At 37.7% G+C, this 19,384-nt stretch carries 18 protein-coding genes; 14 read left to right on the forward strand and 4 right to left on the reverse strand.

Annotated elements, in window-relative coordinates:
- Window positions 1–159 precede the first annotated feature (159 nt).
- The 14 genes from JST55_06570 to JST55_06635 all read left to right on the forward strand — a co-directional run bounded on the left by JST55_06570 (window position 160) and on the right by JST55_06635 (window position 12,724).
- Window positions 160–1,614, forward strand: a complete 1,455-nt coding sequence (locus JST55_06570; GenBank protein MBS1493153.1) for a CoA-acylating methylmalonate-semialdehyde dehydrogenase — start codon at window positions 160–162, stop codon at window positions 1,612–1,614.
- Between the two features lie 98 nt (window positions 1,615–1,712).
- Window positions 1,713–3,062, forward strand: a complete 1,350-nt coding sequence (locus JST55_06575) for an aminotransferase class III-fold pyridoxal phosphate-dependent enzyme (GenBank protein MBS1493154.1) — start codon at window positions 1,713–1,715, stop codon at window positions 3,060–3,062.
- Window positions 3,063–3,123: 61 nt separating this feature from the next.
- Window positions 3,124–4,623 carry an NCS1 family nucleobase:cation symporter-1 gene (locus JST55_06580; protein MBS1493155.1) on the forward strand — a complete coding sequence of 500 codons (1,500 nt, stop codon included), beginning with the start codon at window positions 3,124–3,126 and terminating at the stop codon, window positions 4,621–4,623.
- A gap of 75 nt (window positions 4,624–4,698) precedes the next feature.
- Window positions 4,699–6,081 (forward strand): dihydropyrimidinase, encoded by a 1,383-nt coding sequence (gene hydA / locus JST55_06585; GenBank protein MBS1493156.1) that lies wholly within the window; start codon window positions 4,699–4,701, stop codon window positions 6,079–6,081.
- A gap of 9 nt (window positions 6,082–6,090) precedes the next feature.
- On the forward strand, window positions 6,091–6,321 hold the full coding sequence (locus tag JST55_06590; GenBank protein ID MBS1493157.1) for a hypothetical protein: 231 nt from the start codon (window positions 6,091–6,093) through the stop codon (window positions 6,319–6,321).
- On the forward strand, window positions 6,318–6,602 hold the full coding sequence (locus JST55_06595; protein ID MBS1493158.1) for a type II toxin-antitoxin system RelE/ParE family toxin: 285 nt from the start codon (window positions 6,318–6,320) through the stop codon (window positions 6,600–6,602). The genes JST55_06590 and JST55_06595 overlap by 4 nt, the downstream gene beginning before the upstream one ends.
- Window positions 6,603–6,616: 14 nt before the next feature.
- Complete coding sequence (locus JST55_06600) at window positions 6,617–7,483, forward strand: acyltransferase (GenBank protein ID MBS1493159.1); 867 nt, start codon at window positions 6,617–6,619, stop codon at window positions 7,481–7,483.
- Window positions 7,484–7,525: 42 nt separating this feature from the next.
- Window positions 7,526–7,876, forward strand: coding sequence for a four helix bundle protein (locus JST55_06605; protein ID MBS1493160.1), 351 nt, complete (start codon window positions 7,526–7,528; stop codon window positions 7,874–7,876).
- A 45-nt stretch (window positions 7,877–7,921) separates the two neighbouring features.
- Window positions 7,922–9,241: an NAD(P)-dependent oxidoreductase gene (locus JST55_06610; protein ID MBS1493161.1), complete on the forward strand. Its 1,320-nt coding sequence runs from the start codon at window positions 7,922–7,924 to the stop codon at window positions 9,239–9,241.
- 18 nt (window positions 9,242–9,259) lie between these two features.
- The gene (locus tag JST55_06615; protein ID MBS1493162.1) at window positions 9,260–9,625 is read left to right on the forward strand and encodes a four helix bundle protein; all 366 of its coding nucleotides are present in this window, start codon (window positions 9,260–9,262) and stop codon (window positions 9,623–9,625) included.
- A gap of 10 nt (window positions 9,626–9,635) precedes the next feature.
- Window positions 9,636–10,997 (forward strand): NAD-dependent dihydropyrimidine dehydrogenase subunit PreA, encoded by a 1,362-nt coding sequence (preA, locus tag JST55_06620; GenBank protein MBS1493163.1) that lies wholly within the window; start codon window positions 9,636–9,638, stop codon window positions 10,995–10,997.
- Between the two features lie 12 nt (window positions 10,998–11,009).
- A complete protein-coding gene (locus JST55_06625; GenBank protein MBS1493164.1) occupies window positions 11,010–11,951 on the forward strand; it encodes an HrgA protein in 942 nt (313 codons plus the stop codon).
- A gap of 3 nt (window positions 11,952–11,954) precedes the next feature.
- Window positions 11,955–12,455 carry a hypothetical protein gene (locus JST55_06630; GenBank protein ID MBS1493165.1) on the forward strand — a complete coding sequence of 167 codons (501 nt, stop codon included), beginning with the start codon at window positions 11,955–11,957 and terminating at the stop codon, window positions 12,453–12,455.
- A 17-nt stretch (window positions 12,456–12,472) separates the two neighbouring features.
- Window positions 12,473–12,724, forward strand: coding sequence for a DUF4404 family protein (locus JST55_06635; protein MBS1493166.1), 252 nt, complete (start codon window positions 12,473–12,475; stop codon window positions 12,722–12,724).
- Here JST55_06635 and JST55_06640 read toward each other — a convergent pair whose 3' ends face one another.
- The 4 genes from JST55_06640 to JST55_06655 all read right to left on the reverse strand — a co-directional run bounded on the left by JST55_06640 (window position 12,725) and on the right by JST55_06655 (window position 19,355).
- Complete coding sequence (locus tag JST55_06640; GenBank protein ID MBS1493167.1) at window positions 12,725–13,282, reverse strand: nucleoside deaminase; 558 nt, start codon at window positions 13,280–13,282, stop codon at window positions 12,725–12,727.
- Between the two features lie 21 nt (window positions 13,283–13,303).
- A complete protein-coding gene (locus tag JST55_06645; GenBank protein ID MBS1493168.1) occupies window positions 13,304–13,987 on the reverse strand; it encodes an alpha/beta fold hydrolase in 684 nt (227 codons plus the stop codon).
- Window positions 13,987–15,591 (reverse strand): peptide chain release factor 3, encoded by a 1,605-nt coding sequence (locus JST55_06650; protein ID MBS1493169.1) that lies wholly within the window; start codon window positions 15,589–15,591, stop codon window positions 13,987–13,989. Before JST55_06650 ends, JST55_06645 begins: the two co-directional genes overlap by 1 nt.
- A gap of 263 nt (window positions 15,592–15,854) precedes the next feature.
- The gene (locus JST55_06655; protein ID MBS1493170.1) at window positions 15,855–19,355 is read right to left on the reverse strand and encodes a hypothetical protein; all 3,501 of its coding nucleotides are present in this window, start codon (window positions 19,353–19,355) and stop codon (window positions 15,855–15,857) included.
- Between the last annotated feature and the right edge of the window lie 29 nt (window positions 19,356–19,384).

Consider the following 19,384-nt stretch of genomic DNA (forward strand, 5'->3'; position numbering starts at 1 on the left):
CTAAATATAATTCTAATATTATTAAATAAGAATTTACTAATTTTTTGCACTTATTTTGCAGAGCGTCAATGCTTTAAAAAAGTATTTAATTATCCGAAATTTTTCGTTATACTCAATATTCAACTAAAAACACCAACTTTTTAAAACATTATGGAAAAGATTAAATATTCCGAAGTAAAGAATTTTATTGACGGAAAGTTCACTTCTAACGGGCAGGCAAGAATGGACGTACTTTCACCGATTGACGGTAAAGTTATCTCAAAAGTTCTCCTTTCAAAGAAAAATGATTTAGACGCAGCAGTAGAATCCGCTAAAAAAGCGTTTCCTGCCTGGTCAGCAACTCCTATAAAAGAAAGAGTACAGATTTTCTATCGCTACAGAACTCTGATGGAAAAGCACATGGACGAGCTTTCTTACATTACACACTTAGAAAACGGCAAAACAATAGACGAAGCAAGAGCTGAAGTTGAAAAAAGCATAGAACTTACAGAATTTGCATGTTCATTACCGCAGTTAATCGGCGGTGAAATTCTTGAAGTAAGCAAAGGTGTTGAGTGCAGAATTGACCACGCTCCTTTAGGCGTAGTTGCTTCCATCGCTCCTTTCAACTTCCCGCACATGGTTCCTCACTGGACAATTCCGAATGCGCTTGCCCTCGGAAACTGTATGATAATGAAACCATCTGAGCAGGTACCTATTACATCAAGCTACATTGCAGATATGCTTAAAGAAGCAGGACTTCCTGACGGAGTGTTCAATGTTGTAAACGGAGACAGAGATATAGTAGAAGCAATCTGCGACCATCCGGGAATTGCAGCAGTTTCGTTCGTCGGCTCAACAAAAGTTGCAAAGATTGTTTATATACGTTCAACAGGCACATTAAAAAGATGTGTTGCGCTTGGTGGAGCAAAGAACCACTTAATAGTATTACCTGATGCTAACGTTGCAATGACTGCATCAAACGTTGCTGCTTCAATGTCAGGCTGCGCAGGTCAGAGATGTATGGCTGCATCTGCAATGGTAGGCGTAGGACCGATTGACCACATTGTAGAAAAATTAGTAGAGGAATCAAAGAAAATCGTTCCGGGAAAAAATCTCGGTTCAGTTATTTCAAAAGAAGCAAAAGAAAGAATCGAAAGATATATCACTGAAGCAGAAAAGCTCGGCGCAAAAGTACTTGTTGACGGAAGAAATGCAACAGTGCCTGACCATGAAGGCGGATTTTATGTAGGACCTACGGTTATTGACTATGTAACTCCCGATATGGCAATTGCAAAAGAAGAAGTATTCGGACCTGTAATCGCAATTTTAAGAACAGATTCACTTGAAGAAGCAATTAAAATTGAAAACAGCTCGAACTACGGAAACGCAGCATCTGTATTCACACAAAACGGAAGTTTTGCAAGATACGTAATGGAACATGCATCTGCAGGAATGATTGGCGTAAACATCGGAGTTCCTGTTCCGCGTGAACCGTTCTCCTTCGGCGGTTGGAACGAATCGAAATTCGGAACAAGCGATATTACAGGTAAGAGCTCAATAGAATTCTGGACACAATTAAAGAAGACAAGCATTAAATGGAATGCTGAAGCGAAGACGAATTGGATGAGCTAAGCTTCGTTGATGGTTGTTCGTTTATTGTTATTCGAAATGATGCAATATTTTTTTGTTACGATTTAACTATTTAAAACCTAACTTTTTAACTTTTTGAAATGTATCAAATCACACAAAACAGAGATGAAGTAATAGATAATAGTCTTCTTTACACTCTGACTTCATGGTCGAAGCAAAAGGGACTAAAGCCAATGCCGATAAAAAGCGGCAAAGGTATTTTTATATACGATTACGACGGGAAAAGATATTTTGATTTCTCCTCGCAGCTTATCTGTATTAACATAGGGCACGGGCATCCGAAAGTTGCAGAGGCAGTTGCAAAGCAAATGAGCGAAATCAGTTACGTCTACCCCGGAATGGTAACGGCAGCAAGAGGTGACCTTGGAAAAAAACTAGCAGAGATAGCTCCCGGAGATATGAACAAAGCGTTCTTTACTCTCGGCGGAGCAGAAGCAATTGAAAATGCAATTAAGCTCGCACGTGTTTACACAGGCAGACATAAAATAGTTTCTTTTTATCAGTCATATCATGGAGCAACATATGCCTCTGCAACAGCAGGAGGCGACCCGAGAAAGCATGCAATAGATTCTCAGCAGCCGGGAAATTTTGTCCACGTTGAAAATCCTTACTTCTACAGATGTCCGTGGAACAGCAAGACTCCGGAAGAATGTTCGGAAATGGCAGCTGCTCACATGGAAAGAGTAATTCAATACGAAGGACCCCAGACAGTTGCTGCAATTTTAATGGAAGGCGAATCAGGTTCATCAGGATGCATAAAATATCCTGCCGGCTACTGGAAAAAAATTGAAGCGATTGCAAAAAGATACGGAATACTTTTGATCTGCGACGAAGTAATGAGCGGATTCGGACGCACGGGAAAATGGTTCGGTGTTGACCATCACGGAGTTGTACCTGACATCATGACAATGGCAAAAGGTCTTACATCAGCTTATCTCCCTATGGGAGGAGTAATGGTAAGAGACGAGATTGCTCATGCATTTGATGAGAAACCATTGCCGCTCGGACTTACATACTCGGCTCACGCAGTTACATGCGCTGCAGCAAATGCAGTAATAGATATTTATAAAGAAGAGAATTTAATTGAGAACGCTGCCAACATGGGAAAATACATGGATGAGCAGGTTGCAAAGTTAATGGATAAACATCCTTCAATCGGCGACTTCAGAAATACTGGTCTGCTTGGCTGTCTTGAATTAGTAAAGAACAGAGATACAAAAGAGCCTATGGCAAGATGGAACGCTCCGCCGAATGAAATGGAAGTAATGAATAAAGTTATGGCAAAAATTTCCGAGCTTGGTATGTACACAATGGGAAGATGGAACATGATTTTCATCGCTCCACCGCTTTGCATTACCAAAGAACAGATTGATGAAGGTCTTGATATAATTTCAAAAGCTTTAACAATAGCTGACGAACATTGTAGTTAATACAATAAAGAGAAAGTAACTCAGATAAATAAATTTAATCCTTAAACTAACTAAGAATCCATTGGATAGTGATTCACAGGATTTAGTTTTAAAGAACGATATTACATCTTCACCGCTTTACAGTGAAGACTTAGCCCCTGTCTCTCAATCCCACAGAACATGGGGCACATGGAACTACGCGGCGCTATGGATAAGCATGAGCTTATGCATTCCGACGTATATGCTTGCAAGCTCTTTAATAGAGGGCGGAATGAACTGGTGGCAGTCAATCTTAACGATTTTCATTGCCAATACAGTTGTGCTTATTCCCATGATATTGAACGGCAGAGCAGGCGCGAAATACGGAATACCGTTCCCTGTTTTTGTGCGCGCAAGCTTTGGTGTTAAGGGCGCAAACATTCCTGCAGTCCTTCGTGCAATTGTTGCGTGCGGATGGTTCGGCATACAGACATGGATAGGCGGATTTTCAATCTACCAGATGATTCATGTATGGTACCCCGGCATTGCAAATTTGCCGCATATTTTTCCTGCATGGATGGGACTCGAAACAGGTCCTGCAATAACGTTCTTACTTTTCTGGTTACTCAATATGTACGTTGTTTACCTTGGTGTAGACAGCATAAAAAAACTTTTAGTTTTCAAAGCGTTCTTTTTACCTGCAGCAGCAGTAGCTCTTTTGTTCTGGGCAATCAATGCAGGCAACGGACTTGGACCTATACTTGCAACTCCGTCTAAGTTTACTACAAGCGGCGAGTTCTGGAATTTCTTCTTCCCTGCCTTAACAGGCATGGTCGGATTCTGGGCAACACTTTCATTGAATATTCCTGACTTCACGCGATACGCAAAAAGCCAGAAGGCGCAGATTGTCGGACAGGCAATCGGCTTGCCGCCTTCAATGACTTTATTTGCTTTTATCGGAGTAGTGGTTACATCGGCAACAACGATTATTTACGGAACGACAATTTGGGACCCCGTCGTATTAGCAGGAAAATTTGAAAATAAATTAGTAGTAAGTATTGCAATGATTTGCGTTGCTATATCTACATTAGCTACTAACATTGCAGCAAATATTGTGAGTCCCGCAAATGATTTTGCACAGCTGGCTCCATCAAAAATTGATTTCAGAAAAGGCGGATACATTACGGGAGTTATCGGAATTTTAATTCTCCCATGGAAATTAATTGCAGACCCTAACGGATATATTTTTATGTGGCTCGTAGCTTATTCAAGTCTGCTTGGTCCTGTTGGCGGAATTATGATAATTGATTATTTCTTCGTTCGCAAACAAAGATTGCATCTGAATGAATTGTACGATGTTAAGGGAGAGTATTCCTACTCAGGCGGATATAACAAAGCTGCATTGATTGCTTTACTGCTGGGTATATTACCTAATGTTCCGGGATTTTTACTGAATGTAAATCTTGTCGGGAAAGATATGTTCCCTCTGTGGTTATCAAATTTATATCACTATGCGTGGTTCATAGGATTTGCAATATCAGGACTCTTGTATTATGTGTTTATGAAAAACCGTGTTCCTGCCGCTGACACACAAACACTTTAATTCACAAAAAATTTTCGTGAGTTGTTGTTAAGATTTTTGCGGCTGTTTATTTTTTAAAAATTGAAATAAAATATTATGTCAATACTCATTAAGAACGGAAGAGTTGTAACAGCTTCCGAAGATTACATTGCAGATGTTTTTATCGAAGGAGAAAAAATTTCTCGGATCGGAAAAAACCTCGACGTTAAAGCCGATGAAATAATTGATGCTTCGGGCAAGCTCGTTATTCCCGGCGGAATTGACCCTCATGTTCATTTAGATATGCCTTTCATGGGTACGTTCTCATCTGACAGCTATGAAACAGGAACCCGCGCAGCTTTGCACGGCGGAACGACAACTGTAATTGATTTCATTCTGCAGACACAGGGAAAATCATTGCAGTCAGCTTATGATGAATGGAGCGGCAGAGCTAACGGCACTACATACGGAGATTATTCTTTCCATATGGCAGTAACTGATTTCAACGAAGATACAAAAAAAGAGATCGCTCACTTTGTAAATGACTTAGGTATTACATCATTCAAAACATTCATGGCTTATAAAGGCGCATTGATGATTGATGACAGGCAGATGATTGGCCTGATGAATGAAGTCCGTGACCAAGGCGGAATGGTAACAGTTCACGCAACTAACGGAGACATGATTGACTTCTTAATTGCAAAACACAGAGCAGAAGGAAAGCTTGAACCGCTGTATCATTATCTTTCACAGCCGGAAGTTACTGAAGCAGAGGCATCGGGAAGATTTGCCGACATGGCAAGATATACAGGCGTTCCCGGATACATTGTTCACATGACTTGCGAAGGCGCGCTGAATGCAATAAGAAGAGAGATGACAAAAAATTACAGAGTTTATGCTGAGACATGTATTCAATATTTAATTCTGGATGCATCTTTATACGAAAAGAATTTCGAAGGAGCTAAGTGGGTTATGAGTCCGCCTTTGAGAGAGAAAAAAGACCAGGCAGCTTTATGGGGCGGAATAAATCAGGGAAGCATTCAAGTTGTTGCGACTGACCACTGTCCTTTTATGTGGGTGCAGAAGGAAATGGGCAAAGATGATTTCTCAAAAATCCCTAACGGTCATCCCGCAATTGAAAACAGAATGGAATTACTTTTCAGCGAAGGCGTGAACAAAGGAAAAATTTCTTTGAATAAATTTGTGGAGGTAAGCTCAACTAATGCAGCAAAGATATTCGGAATGTTCCCGCATAAAGGAACCATCGGAATCGGAGCAGATGCAGATATAGTAATTTTTGATCCTAACGAAGAGCACACACTTTCAGCAAAAACTCATCATATGAACGTTGACTACAGCGGTTACGAAGGATGGAAGTTAAAAGGAAAAGTGAAGCAGACAATTTTAAGAGGAACACTGGCAATTGATAACGGTGAAGTGAAGATAAAGAAGGGATACGGAAAGTTTATTAAGAGAAAGAAAGTTTCGAATTTAATATAATTTTTACAAATGGAACAGAAATTAAAAGACAAAATCTTAAAAGAAGTTAAAGAATCTGAGGATGAAGATTTATTAGTCACCTTGCAAAGTGTAATCGATACATTTAAAGATAAAGAAGAAATTTATGTATTAACTAAAGAACAAGAGGAAGCTATAGAGAAAAGTGAAAAAGATTTTGAGGAAGGCAGAGTAGTTCCTCACGAAGAGGTTGTAAAAAAAATTAAAAAGATGTTTGAGTGAAAATTATCTGGTCCTCTTCAGCTGAGAAAACTCTTGATGATATTTCTGTTTACTATTTAAACTCTTATGGTGTTAATTATGGGAAGAAATTAATCAATAGAATTATTGATGCAGTAGAAATAATAAAAGACAATGTTCAGATAGGTAAACGTACATCACGGGCTAATGTTAGATTTATCATCAGAGGAAATTACTCAATTTATTATAGAGTAAGTAAATCAGATATTTTAATACTCACTATCTGGGATAACAGAAGAAATCCAAAACAATTTAAAATTTAACCATATAATATATTATGCCAAGAATAATTAAATCCGGTCTAATTCAGATGTCATTGCCTATGACCGAAGGCGAAGGAAGCATTCATCAGATTGTTGATGCAATGGTAGCGAAACACGTTCCATACATTGAAGAAGCAGGTAAACAAGGCGTTCAGATATTATGCTTACAGGAAATTTTTAATACTCCGTACTTTTGTCCCGGGCAGGATAAAGCATGGTACGAATCCGCCGAACATATGCCGGGACCAACGGTCGAGCTTATGCAGCAGTATGCAAAAAAATATTCGATGGTAATTATAGTTCCAATCTACGAAAAAGAGCAGGCAGGATTTTTATACAACTCCGCTGCAGTTATTGATGCAGACGGAACTTACCTCGGTAAATACAGAAAAAATCATATTCCTCATACATCAGGTTTCTGGGAAAAATTCTTCTTCAAACCGGGTAATTTAGGATATCCTGTTTTCCAGACAAAGTATTGTAAAGTCGGTGTGTACATCTGCTATGACAGACATTTCCCGGAAGGCGCAAGAATCTTAGGTCTTAACGGTGCAGAGATTGTTTACAATCCTTCTGCAACTGTTGCAGGTTTATCACAATACTTATGGAAACTCGAACAGCCTGCACACGCAGCAGCTAACGGATACTTCATGGGATGTATTAACAGAGTCGGTGTAGAAAAACCATGGAACCTCGGTAAATTCTACGGCTCATCTTATTTCGTTGATCCGCGCGGACAAATATTTGCATGCGCATCTGAAGATAACGATGAATTATTAGTTGCAGAATTTGATTTAGACATGATTGAAGAAGTCCGCTCCACATGGCAGTTCTTCAGAGACAGAAGACCAGAAACATACGGTAAGATGACTGAACTTTGATAAGTATCGAGTAGAAGGTAGAAAGTATAAAGTATTTATTTTATGCATGACTATAAAAAGCTCAATGTCTGGAAAGAATCGATTGAGCTGATAACTGAAGTTTATAAAACAACAAGTGAATTTCCTTCTACTGAGAAATTTGGATTAATAAGTCAGATAAACCGTTGCGCTGTTTCGATTGCATCTAATATTGCGGAAGGAGCAGGAAGAAATACGGACGGAGAGTTCAGGCAGTTTTTAGGAACTTCTAAAGGCTCAAGTTACGAATTAGAAACTCAATTAATTGTTTCAAATAATTTAGGATATATTTCAATTGAAGAGTTAAACATTTTGATTGAAAAGTTAGAATATGATCAAAAGATGATACACAATTTAATTAAAAGCTTGAAGTAGTTACTTTATACTTTCTACTTTCTACTTAATACTAAATACTAACAAATGGCTGAATACACAACCCCTACAAACGAACAAGAGTTCGAAGCAAACTTTGCGCAGATAAAACCTTTAATGAATAAGACCGAGGCTTACTATGAAAGCTCGCGATGTCTTTTCTGCTACGATGCTCCATGCGTTGAAGCATGTCCCACACACATTGATATTCCTTTGTTCATAAGACAAATAAATACAAATAATATTACCGGGGCTGCAAGAACGATTTACGATTCAAATTATTTCGGCAATGCATGCGGAAAAGTCTGTCCCACTGAAGTTTTATGCGAAGGCGCCTGCGTATATAATCATCAGGATGTTAAGCCGATTGAAATCGGACGCTTGCAAAACTATGCAACATCACAGGCAATTGCAGATGATATAAAATTTTATACTCCTGCAAAAGCTAACGGAAAGAAAGCTGCCATTATCGGTTCAGGTCCTGCAGGAATTGCATGCGCATGTGAACTTAGAAAAGCAGGTGTGCACGTTGATATCTACGAAGCAAAATCTAATCCGACAGGATTAACAGTTAACGGTATTGCTCCATATAAAATTACCAACGACGAAGTTTTAGCGGAGCTTGCATATCTTCAGACTCAATTCGGATTTAACATTATTTATAATTCTCCCATTATGTCGAAGGATGATGTAGATAAACTTGAAAAAAATTACGATGCAATTTTTATAGGGGTAGGTAACGGCGCGACATCTTCACTCGGAATTCCCGGTGAAGATAAGGCAAACGTTCACGGCGCTGTTGAAATAATTGAGCATCTTAGAAAAGACCATTACAATGTTGCATTCGGAAAAAAAGTAATTGTTCTTGGCGGCGGTAATACTGCTATGGATGCTGCTTCTGAATCTGCACGCATGGGATGCCCCGATGTTACTCTTGCTTACAGACGTTCGAAAGAAGAGATGGGCGCTTATCATTTTGAATACGCTCTTGCAAAGGATGTCGGAGTAAAAGGTATGTTTAACGCTGCTCCTCTGGAAATTATCGGAAACGGAAAAGTTACTGCGGTTAAATTTATTAAAACAAAAACCGAAAACGGTAAAGTTGTAAATATTCCCGGAAGTGAATTTGTTCTTGAGTGCGATATGGTCATTATGGCCACAGGGCAAAAAGGACATGATTATCTCTTCGATAACATCTCTAACTTGGAAGTTAACGGAACAAAAGTTAAAGCAAACAACTATCAGACAACAAATCCGAAATATTTTGTCGGTGGTGACTGCCTTAACGGCGGAGCTGAAGTTGTAAACGCTGCTTATGACGGCAAGCATGCGGCTCTCGCTATGCTTGAGTTCCTAGTTGTCAGTTAACAGTTGTCAGAAAGAACTATGAAAAGTGATTACTATGAATTAGATGTTTGGAAAAAATGTAGAGAATTGGTTAACCAAGTTTATGAGTTAACTAAGAAATTCCCTAAAGAAGAGATTTATGGTCTGACGAATCAAATCAGAAGATGTGCAGTTTCAGTTCCTTCAAACATAGCTGAAGGCTGTGGAAGACAGCACACAAACGATTCGATACAATTTTTCTACATTGCAAGAGGTTCTTTGTATGAGCTTGAAACTCAGATATTTTTAAGTAAAGATCAAAATTATATCACTGAAGAAGATTTAAAGAAAATTATGGAATTAATTCTTGAATGCAAAAAACTCTTGAATGGATTTATAAAATATTATAAAAGTTTAAAATTTTAATTTTTAGATAATGGAAAAACAAAAACCGGCAACTGGCAACGGAAGACTGGCAACTAATTTTGCGGGAATAAAATCTCCCAACCCATTTTGGTTAGCATCGGCACCGCCGACAAACTCAGGCTACCAGATAATGAAAGCCTTCGATAAAGGATGGGGCGGAGCAGTATGGAAAACTCTGGGCGTACCTGTTGTTAACGTATCAAGCAGATACGGCTCGGTAAACTACCGCGATACCAGAATGATGGGCTTCAACAATATTGAGCTTATTTCAGACAGACCTTTATCAGATAACTTACGAGAAATAGAAGAAGTAAAAAAATATTTTCCGAACAATGCAGTGATAGCATCTCTGATGGTGGAGTCTCGCGAGCAGTGGCATCAGATTGTTAAAGATGTTGAAAACGCAGGTGCAGACGGAATCGAATTAAACTTCGGATGCCCTCACGGAATGTGCGAGCGAGGCATGGGCTCGGCTGTAGGTCAGGATCCAAAAATTCTTGAGCTTATCGTCGGATGGGTAATGGAAGTTGCAAAGATTCCTGTGATAGTAAAACTCACTCCGAATATTTCTCACATTGAAGATCCCGCACTTGCTGCAAAGGCAGGCGGTGGAAATGCCGTATCACTTATCAATACTATTCAAAGTATTGTTGGACTCGATATAGATAATTTCAATGCATACCCGAACGTTGACGGTAACAGCACTAACGGCGGCTACTGCGGACCTGCAGTGAAACCGATTGCATTAAACATGGTGAAGAACGTTGCAAAGATTCCGAACTTCAATCTTCCTATATCAGGAATCGGCGGAGTAGAGAACTGGAGAGATGCAGTTGAGTTTGTATTGCTCGGAGCAGGAACAGTTCAGGTCTGCACTGCAGTTATGCATTATGGTTTTGGAATTATCAGAGAAATCGTTTCGGGATTTGAACAGTACATGGTTGATAAAGGATTCAATACGGTCGATGAAATGATAGGCAGAGCGTTACCAAATGTAAAGACATGGGAAAATTTAAATCTCAAATACAAAATTGTTGCAGATATTGATAAGTCAAAATGTATCGGCTGCCAGCTTTGTTACATCGCCTGCGAAGACGGTGCGCATCAGGCAATAGGACTTGCAGACGACCTTGCCGACAGAAAGCCGCACATCATTGAAGAGAATTGCGTTGGATGTAATTTATGTTCGCTTGTATGTCCCGTAGAAAACTGTATTACAATGGTTCGCAAAGATAGCGGTAAAGAACATATCACATGGAAAGAAAGAACTGTTAACGATGATATTCCTACAACATTTGACGACCAAAGAGGCGGCGGCGTAGGACATTATATTCCCGAGCCGAAAGAGGCAATAGCATACAGACTAAAATAAACCAGACATCGAATGACATTTTGGGATGTAATAAAAAAAACACTTGAAAAAGTAGGACTTCCATTGACTCCTAAAGAAATTTGGGATAAAGCAAATGAATTGGGAACAATAGGAAGTTTTAAAACTTCAGGAAAGACCCCATGGGCTACAATAGGAGCTTATTGTTATACAGATATAATTAATAAAGGAGATAAATCACTCGTAATTCAAGTTAGTGAAAGACCTGCAAAGTTTTTTTTAAGAGATAAATTCACATCTTTAAAATTTGAACAACTTTCAAAAGAAATAGATTTACAAAAATCACCAGAAACAAAATTTAAAGAAAGAGACCTTCATCCTTTACTTGCAACCTTTGCATTTTCAGATACACATTTTAAAGCAAATCTGAAAACCATCTTCCACGAAAATTCTAAGAGAAAACAAAAGGGTGAGAATGAATGGTTACATCCAGATGTTGTTGGGGTTTATTTTCCCTCTAAGGATTTTAAACCTGAAACTCTTGAAATGCAAAAACACTTATCAATTAATGCTATAAAGATTTTTTCTTTTGAAGTAAAAGTAAATGTTAACTTTAATAATTTAAGAGAATATTATTTTCAAGCTGTTTCAAATTCAAGTTGGGCAAATGAAGGTTATTTAGTTGCATATAAAGTTGATGATGAGCCTTCACTCAGAGATGAATTAAGAAGATTAAACAATGCTTTTGGTATTGGGATTATTGAACTTAACGCAGAAAATGTAGCAGAATCGGAAATTATTTTTCCTGCAAAATTTAAAATTGAGTTAGATTGGAGTACAATTGATAGATTGGTCAGTGAAAATAAAAACTTTAAAAGCTTTTTAGAAATAATAAGTGCAGATAGAAGAGTAAAGCAAGTAGAAAGTGAATTTGATAAAGTTTTAGATTTTGAAGAAATAAAGAAGCATTTAAAAGAAAAGTCCATTCTAAAATAAAATATGACACACAAGGAAAATCTCTTCAATGTAATTGAGAAAGAGATTAGTGTAATAAAAACCCTCAGTTCAAAAGTTACTAAAAATATTCTTGACTATGCACCTATGGAAGGTATGCGTACAACTGAACAGGTTATGCGTTACCTTACATGGTGCGGTTCTTCCACCGTTACTTTTTTCCTCTTAGATGACCCTTCTAAAGCAAAAGAAAATTATCAGAAGTTTCAGGAAGATGCAAATTCTGTTACGCTTGAAAATTTTAAGGAAAGAATGGATGCGCAGCTTACAATTATAAAAGATTGCTTTGAAAAATTTACGGATGAAGACTTGCTTACTAAAGAAGTTTTATTGCCATGGAAAGAGCCGATGCTGTTCGGTCAGGCAATTATGGAAACGACTGTGAAATGGCTTACAGGTTACAAAATGCAGATGTATCTTTACATGAAACAAAACGGAATTAAACTGGATACCGGCGATTGCTGGATATATACCGAAGAAGAATAAATTAAGGAAAGTAAACTATGCTTGAACAATTATCAAAACTCGAGGACAGCGTAAGCTCATCCTCAATGGACAAAGAAAAAAAAGCTGAGATATTAGCTGAGATAGATGCGTTAAGACTGGAGTTTATTTCGTCGAATGAAATATCACATCCGTTCAGAAAAGCATTTAATAAACTAAGAAAAACTATTTTTGAATTTGAAAAGGACCATCCTTTTCTTGTAAAAAATATAAACGAAATTTCTTCCATGCTTTCAAACATGGGAATATAACTACCATTTCTTTTTGTTTGTCTTACTCCAGTCCTCAAAAATTTTGCCGGACTCTTCTCGAAGAACAACTTCTGATTTTATTTCTCTTTGCTCAAGTGGCTGGCAGACTAAGTCATAAGGTCTCATATCAACAACTCCCCACTGAGTCATATCTTCCTTCGTTGCTCCGAAATAAATATGTCTTATATTTGCAAAGAAGCACGCTGCAAAACACATCGGGCAGGGTTCACCGTTTGTGTATAGCTCACATCCTTCAAGCCAGTTAGTCCCGAGATTTTTACATGCATCTCTTATTGCATTTATCTCTCCATGCGCCGTTGCATCGTTGGTTGAATGTGAATTGTTATATCCTTTTCCGACAACAATTCCGTTTTTTACAACTACAGCTCCGAACGGATAATTACCTTCATTAACTGCAGTCTTAGCAAGCTCAATTGCCATCTTCATATAGCTCTCGTTCTCTTCAATTGAATTTTCTTTCGAATTCTCTTTAGTCTGCGCATTAATCTGAAATGAACATAGAAGAATAAACAAAAATATTAAAGCAGATGTTTTCATGGGAGATTTTTGTTTAATTTTTTAAATAAAGAATTTTGTTATCTCGTCAGATAACTTTTTCACATTCATTTTTTCAATCGGATGCTCTGTTTCAGAGAATATAAAAAGCTTTCCGTTTTTTAATTTGCCCGCTGCGTTTGCAGTCTCTTCAATAGTTACCATTGTATCTTTATCACCAACGCTGACTAATACATCATTCTCAATTTTTTCTAAAACATCATTTGTTAGCACCGGTTTCTTTCCGAGCTCAATCATCATATCTGCAGTTTTATTCAGAACAACTTTCCAGTCGCCTGGTGCATGTCTTTTCTCTAATGACTTTGCAAATGCAGGAATTTTCTCCTCAATCTTTGCCGGATTCAGCATCTTCGATTCCTTCACTGAACTTTCTTCATTCCAGTCAAATTTAGTAGCTGTTGTAAAAATTCTGTTCAATTTGTTTTTAAACTTACTTGCTATATACAAAGCAACATATCCGCCCATGCTGTAACCGAAGACATCCATATTATCTAAATTATTTTTCTCAAGAAATTTTATAACATCATCAGCGAAAAGTTCGATGGAAAACTTTTCCGGCATCGCTTCACCACCGTGTCCCGAAAAGTTCATTGAATAAATTTCAAATTTATCTTTTAACTCTTCTTTTAATTTATCAAACTGGCTCGCCGCACCGATTGCACCGTGCAACAATAAAAGCTTCTTCATTACTGTGCTGTATCTAATTTAAATTCAGAATTGAAATAAAATTTTATATCGGGATTTCTTTCAATCGTCAGCTTCAGCACCCACTCAGAATCAGCAAAGTAAACCAAATGCCCGTCCTTATCCTTTGCTATATTATTTTTATATTTTATAAACTCTGCTAATTTGCTTTCATCTTCTGCCATCATCCATAAAGCTTTGTAATAATTCAGATGCTCAAAGCGGCACGATGCACCGTATTCATTCAGCAATCTGTATTGTATTACATCAAACTGCAGTTCACCTACCGTCCCTACAATTTTTCTTCTGCCGTCATCCTGTGTGAACAGCTGCGCAACACCTTCTTCCGTCAGCTGCTGAATTCCTTTATCAAGCTGCTTGGATTTCATCGGGTCAGTATTTCTCAGTTCTTTAAATATTTCCGGTGAAAAACTCGGAATTCCTTTGAACATAAAATTTTCGCCCTCAGTCAGTGTATCTCCGATTTTAAAATTACCAGTATCATAAAGTCCCACTACGTCGCCGGGATATGCTTCGTCTACAATACTTTTCGCAGATGCCATGAATGAATACGGAGTAGAAAATCTCAGATCTTTATCCAATCTCACATGATGAAAAAATTTATTCCTCTCAAATTTCCCCGATGTAATTCTTAAAAATGCCAGTCTGTCTCTATGCCTCGGGTCAATGTTTGCATGTATCTTAAAAACAAATCCACTGAACTTCTGCTCGTCTGATTTTACTTCACGTACATCCGATTCTCTTCCCTTTGGTTCGGGAGAGATTGCTATAAATCCATCCAGCAATTCCTGCACTCCAAAATTATTCACAGCGCTGCCGAAAAACACGGGAGCTAAATGTCCCTCAAGATATTGCTGCTTATCAAACTCATGATACACACCTTCAATCATTTCAACATCGTGTCTTAGTCTCTCTGCATCGCTACCTAAATATGTATCAAGTTTTGGGTCATCAAGTCCCTTCATCTCAATTATATCTGTTTCTTTCTCTGTCTTATTCGGCTTGAATAAATTTAAATGATTCTGATATAAATCATATACTCCTTTGAAGAGTGAACCTTTTCCTATAGGAAAACTAAGAGGACGCACATGTATACTTAATTTATTTTCTACTTCATCAAGCAATTCAAACGGCTCTCTTCCTTCCCGGTCAAGCTTATTTATAAATACAATCACGGGAGTATTTCTCATTCGGCATACTTCCATAAGTTTCTCTGTCTGCTCTTCCACACCCTTCACGCTATCGATTACAATTATTACGCTGTCCACAGCAGTCAATGTTCTGTAAGTATCTTCGGCAAAGTCTTTGTGGCCGGGTGTATCAAGTAAATTTATTATCAGTCCTTTGTATTCAAACGTCATTACGGATGTAGCAACGGAGATACCTCTCTGCTTTTCGATTTCCATAAAGTCAGATGTTGCCGTCTTCTTAATCTTGTTTGACTTCACCGCTCCCGCTGTCTGAATCGCACCGCCAAATAAAAGCAGCTTTTCCGTAAGCGTAGTTTTACCCGCGTCCGGGTGAGATATGATTGCAAACGTCCTGCGTTTTTTTATTTCTTCTTTTAACTCTTCCTGTAAACCCATTTTATTTAAAACTTTTTAATATAAACAAAAACCCTGTCAGGCATACCCGACAGGGTAATTATAATTTACTTAATTTTATTTTCAGTTTTAATCCCAAAAACTTAGGAATGGACCTGACAGGTTCGAAGATCCTGTCAGGTCAAACATGTCTCATTTTCAAGGAAGAGTAATTATCAAAAAATAAAATGACCTGTCAGGATTAAAAACCTGACAGGTCTATATAATCTACTTTACGAAACTGAAGTTTAGTAACAGGAAGAAATTTATTTCTGCCCGTTCACTTTCTGCAGATACTTCATAATCAGAATTTCATAATCATCAGTATATCCTTCCTTCTGTAACTTCAATATATCTTCCTTCAATGCATTGTAAGAGTTCGGTCCCGAAAGAACAATTTCCGGAGGAGACTGTCTTACCATATTATTTCCCGGTTTTGATTCCCTCTTCGGTTCAAAATCTTTTTCTCTCTGTGAGAGCTGCGCATCAAGCATTCTTGAAACAATCCTGTTCTGCTTTTCAATTGTTTTATCTGTTACATTGTTCTGCTGCATATCTTTTACAACTTCCTGCATTTCCTTTTGCACCTGGTTCAAGTCGCCAAGAACTTTTTCTCCGCTTCTTTCCTGTTCTTTCTTCAGTTCCTCATTAAGCTGTTCCAGCGATTTGCCAATTTGCTCCTGCTCCATCTGCAGCCTTTGCATATCTGCTTTCTGCTGGTCGCTAAGTCCGTTTTCATCACCTTCACCTTCCTCCCCGTCCTTACCTTCTTTTCCATCTTTGCCGTTCTTGCCTTTTCCAAGCTTACCCATCTGTCCGTTTACTCCCTGCTGCTGCTGAATCATCTGCGCAAGCTGCTGCATAAGCTCGCCCATTCTTCCCTGTCCGCCTTTGCCGCTCTTGCCGTCTTTTCCGTCCTTGCCGTCTTTTCCCTGCTGTCCCATTTTTTTCATCATGTCGCCCATCATTTGTCCTGCTTTATCCAATGAATTTTTTGCATCGCCCTGGTCATTAGCTGCACCGTCCTTATTTTGCTGGCCAAGTTCCTGCCCCGCCTTATCCATTTTATTGAAAGCATTTCCAAGCTCTTTACCCATTTCAGGAGTTATCTGCACTCCTGCTTTTGATAAATTCATTACATCATTGATTGTCTTCGCCAAGTCATTCTGAAGGTTTCCCTGCTCTTTTTTATTTTTATCAAATTCCTGCTTCTGATTTTTTTCTAAATCCTCAGTTTTATCTTTCAGTTCCTTCTGTCTCTTGCTTAGTTCTTCCAGATCTTTTTTTATGTTAGCCATCTTCTCCATCATTTTTTTCTGCTGGCTTTGTGAGTCCATCATGCTCTGCAACGCATCCTGCATCTGCTCATTCATTTCATAGAGGTCCTGTGAAATTTCCTCCTGAGTATCTTCCGATGAATTTTTATCATTCTTCTGAAGTTGGTCGGAGGATTTATTCATCTTGTTCTCCAGCTGTTTCTTTTCCATCTGCTTGCGGATTTTATCCAGATCTTCCGCGCTCATTTCCTTTTGTTTCTTCAGCTCTTCAATTAATTTTTTCAGTTCTTCCTGAAATTCTTTTGTCTGTTCTTTAATATCCTTCTGCTTATCGGATAACTGATTTAGTTTATTCTGGTCATTCTTATCTGCGTTCTTTGTTTCATTTTTTAATTCGTCCTGCTTCTTTGTAATTTCATCCAGCTTTTGTGTAAGCTCGCCGAACTTCTGCATGTTCTCAATCTTCTTCATAAGGTCCATTACCTTTTCAAGATATTTTTTGAAAGCTTCTTCATCAAATTTAAAATTCTTAAGCGCGTCTTTCATCTCATCGGAATTATTTTTCTTCATCGCCTCCTGAAGTTTCTTCAGCATTTCCTGCAGCTCGGGAGTATTTATTTTATTGTACATCTTCTGAAGCTCCATGTACTGCTCCAGAGTCTTCTCCGAGAGTTCATTCTTCTTCTGCATTTCGTTTATTGACTGGTCAAGCTTCTGCTGAGTTTCATTAAGATTTTTTTGTAAATCGTTAAGCTTGTTTTCAAGCTCCTGCTTTTTGTTTTGTTCATTCAGTCCTAAATCTTCATTTCTCTGTGCATCTTTTTTCAGCTCCTGTAATTCTTTCTGTACGTCGTTTAAATTCTGCAGGGAATTATTTACATCAGTCTTTAATTCTTTATTTAACGCTTCAGTATTTTTTAAAGCATCGGATAAAGATTTATATGTGATGGTTCGTGTATCTGATTTTACTGAGTGTCCCGTGTTATCTGTCACTTCAAGAAAATACTCAAGAGTTTGTCCAGATGACATTCCCGGTAAATTCCATATGTATGGGATTTCCAGTGAACGTGCATTCAGATTTTGAATCGGAATATTTATAAAGCTGAAGTTACCCGCTGCCGAAGAAAGATTTCCGCCTGTGACTTTTTTGTATCCGAGTTTTAATGATGAAAAACCATAGTCATCTGAAATACGTGAGCGGATTAAAATATCTCTTTGACCTGTTAAAATAAAATTGGATTCATTCGGCTCTATAATTGTAATCGATGGCGGCTCATCGGGAATAACTTTTAGAGTGTATGATATTGCGTTTTTATTTACAGCGCCGTTTTTATCTTTAAGATAAAATTTGTATGTGCAGTTTGTATTAGCTGTAATAGTCCCTGAAGCATTATCATCGTTTACATTAAAGTTAATAAGCTTTCCTTCCAGAATAATTCCGGCTTCTGATAAAGGCTTATTTGATTTAATATCGAAATAAACACTGCTTCCCTGCATGCAAAAAATCTCGCCTTCGTTATCGTTTAAGATTTTCGGAGGAAGAGAGGTAAATGCAGGAGGAGTTATTGTAATTTTAAAATTCTTAACTAAAGGATTGTTGTTTGATTTAATTCTGAATTCATCTGAACGAACACCTTCGTACTCGGCATAATAAATAATATCGTTGTTAATATTTTCAAGGACTGTGTTGAAAGATTTATCTGCAGAGATTTTAATATCCTTCTTATCTGATAAAATTTCAGAGCCGTCCTTCGTGATTTCTTTTTTTACAAGGGTAATTTCGTTTATATCAACCGGCTTAGTCGAGCTTATTAAAACTTTTACATTTACATTTTCACCTTTTGAAACTTCAGTATTTCCGGGAGTTACAATGAATGCAATTCCTAAATCATTTAATAAAAAATTATAATTATAATTTACGAGACGGTTTATCGAGCCGAACATCGTCTGCGGAAAAATTGCAAGTGAAAGAGCCCATATAAAAATTGCCGATAAAAAAATTATGATTGGCTTCTTTAATGTTGTGAATGAAACGTAATTTGTAAAATCAATTCTTTCGGAAGTTGAATAAACTTCTTCTATGTTAGCTGAGATTAATTCATTTGAAAAATTTGTACCCTGATTGTTTTCAACAAGGAATAACGAATTCGATAATCTGTCTTTGACTTCCGGAAATTTCTCGCCGACTTTTTTTGAATAAGGAATAACATCAAGCGGCTTAACTAATCCGAGCTTATGAAAAATATAACTGACTGTGATGTAAATGAATGTAGTGACGGAGGTGGAAATAAATCCCCAGTAAAAAATTTTGCGGACTGTAATACCGAAATGAAAAACAGATTCTAAAATAACAATAAAAAATGCGAGTGATAAAAAGAAAATAGCAGAGTAAAGCATGCCTTTTGTGAAATTAAAAAGGAGCTCTTTGCTGTAAACTTTTTGAATTCGCTGCTCGAGGGAATTGACGATGCGTAAAACGGCTGATGACATATTTGTTATAACTATTTATAATTATAAAT

It is taken from the genome of Bacteroidota bacterium (assembly GCA_018266835.1).
GTDB lineage: Bacteria > Bacteroidota > Ignavibacteria > Tepidaquicellales > Tepidaquicellaceae > JAFDZO01.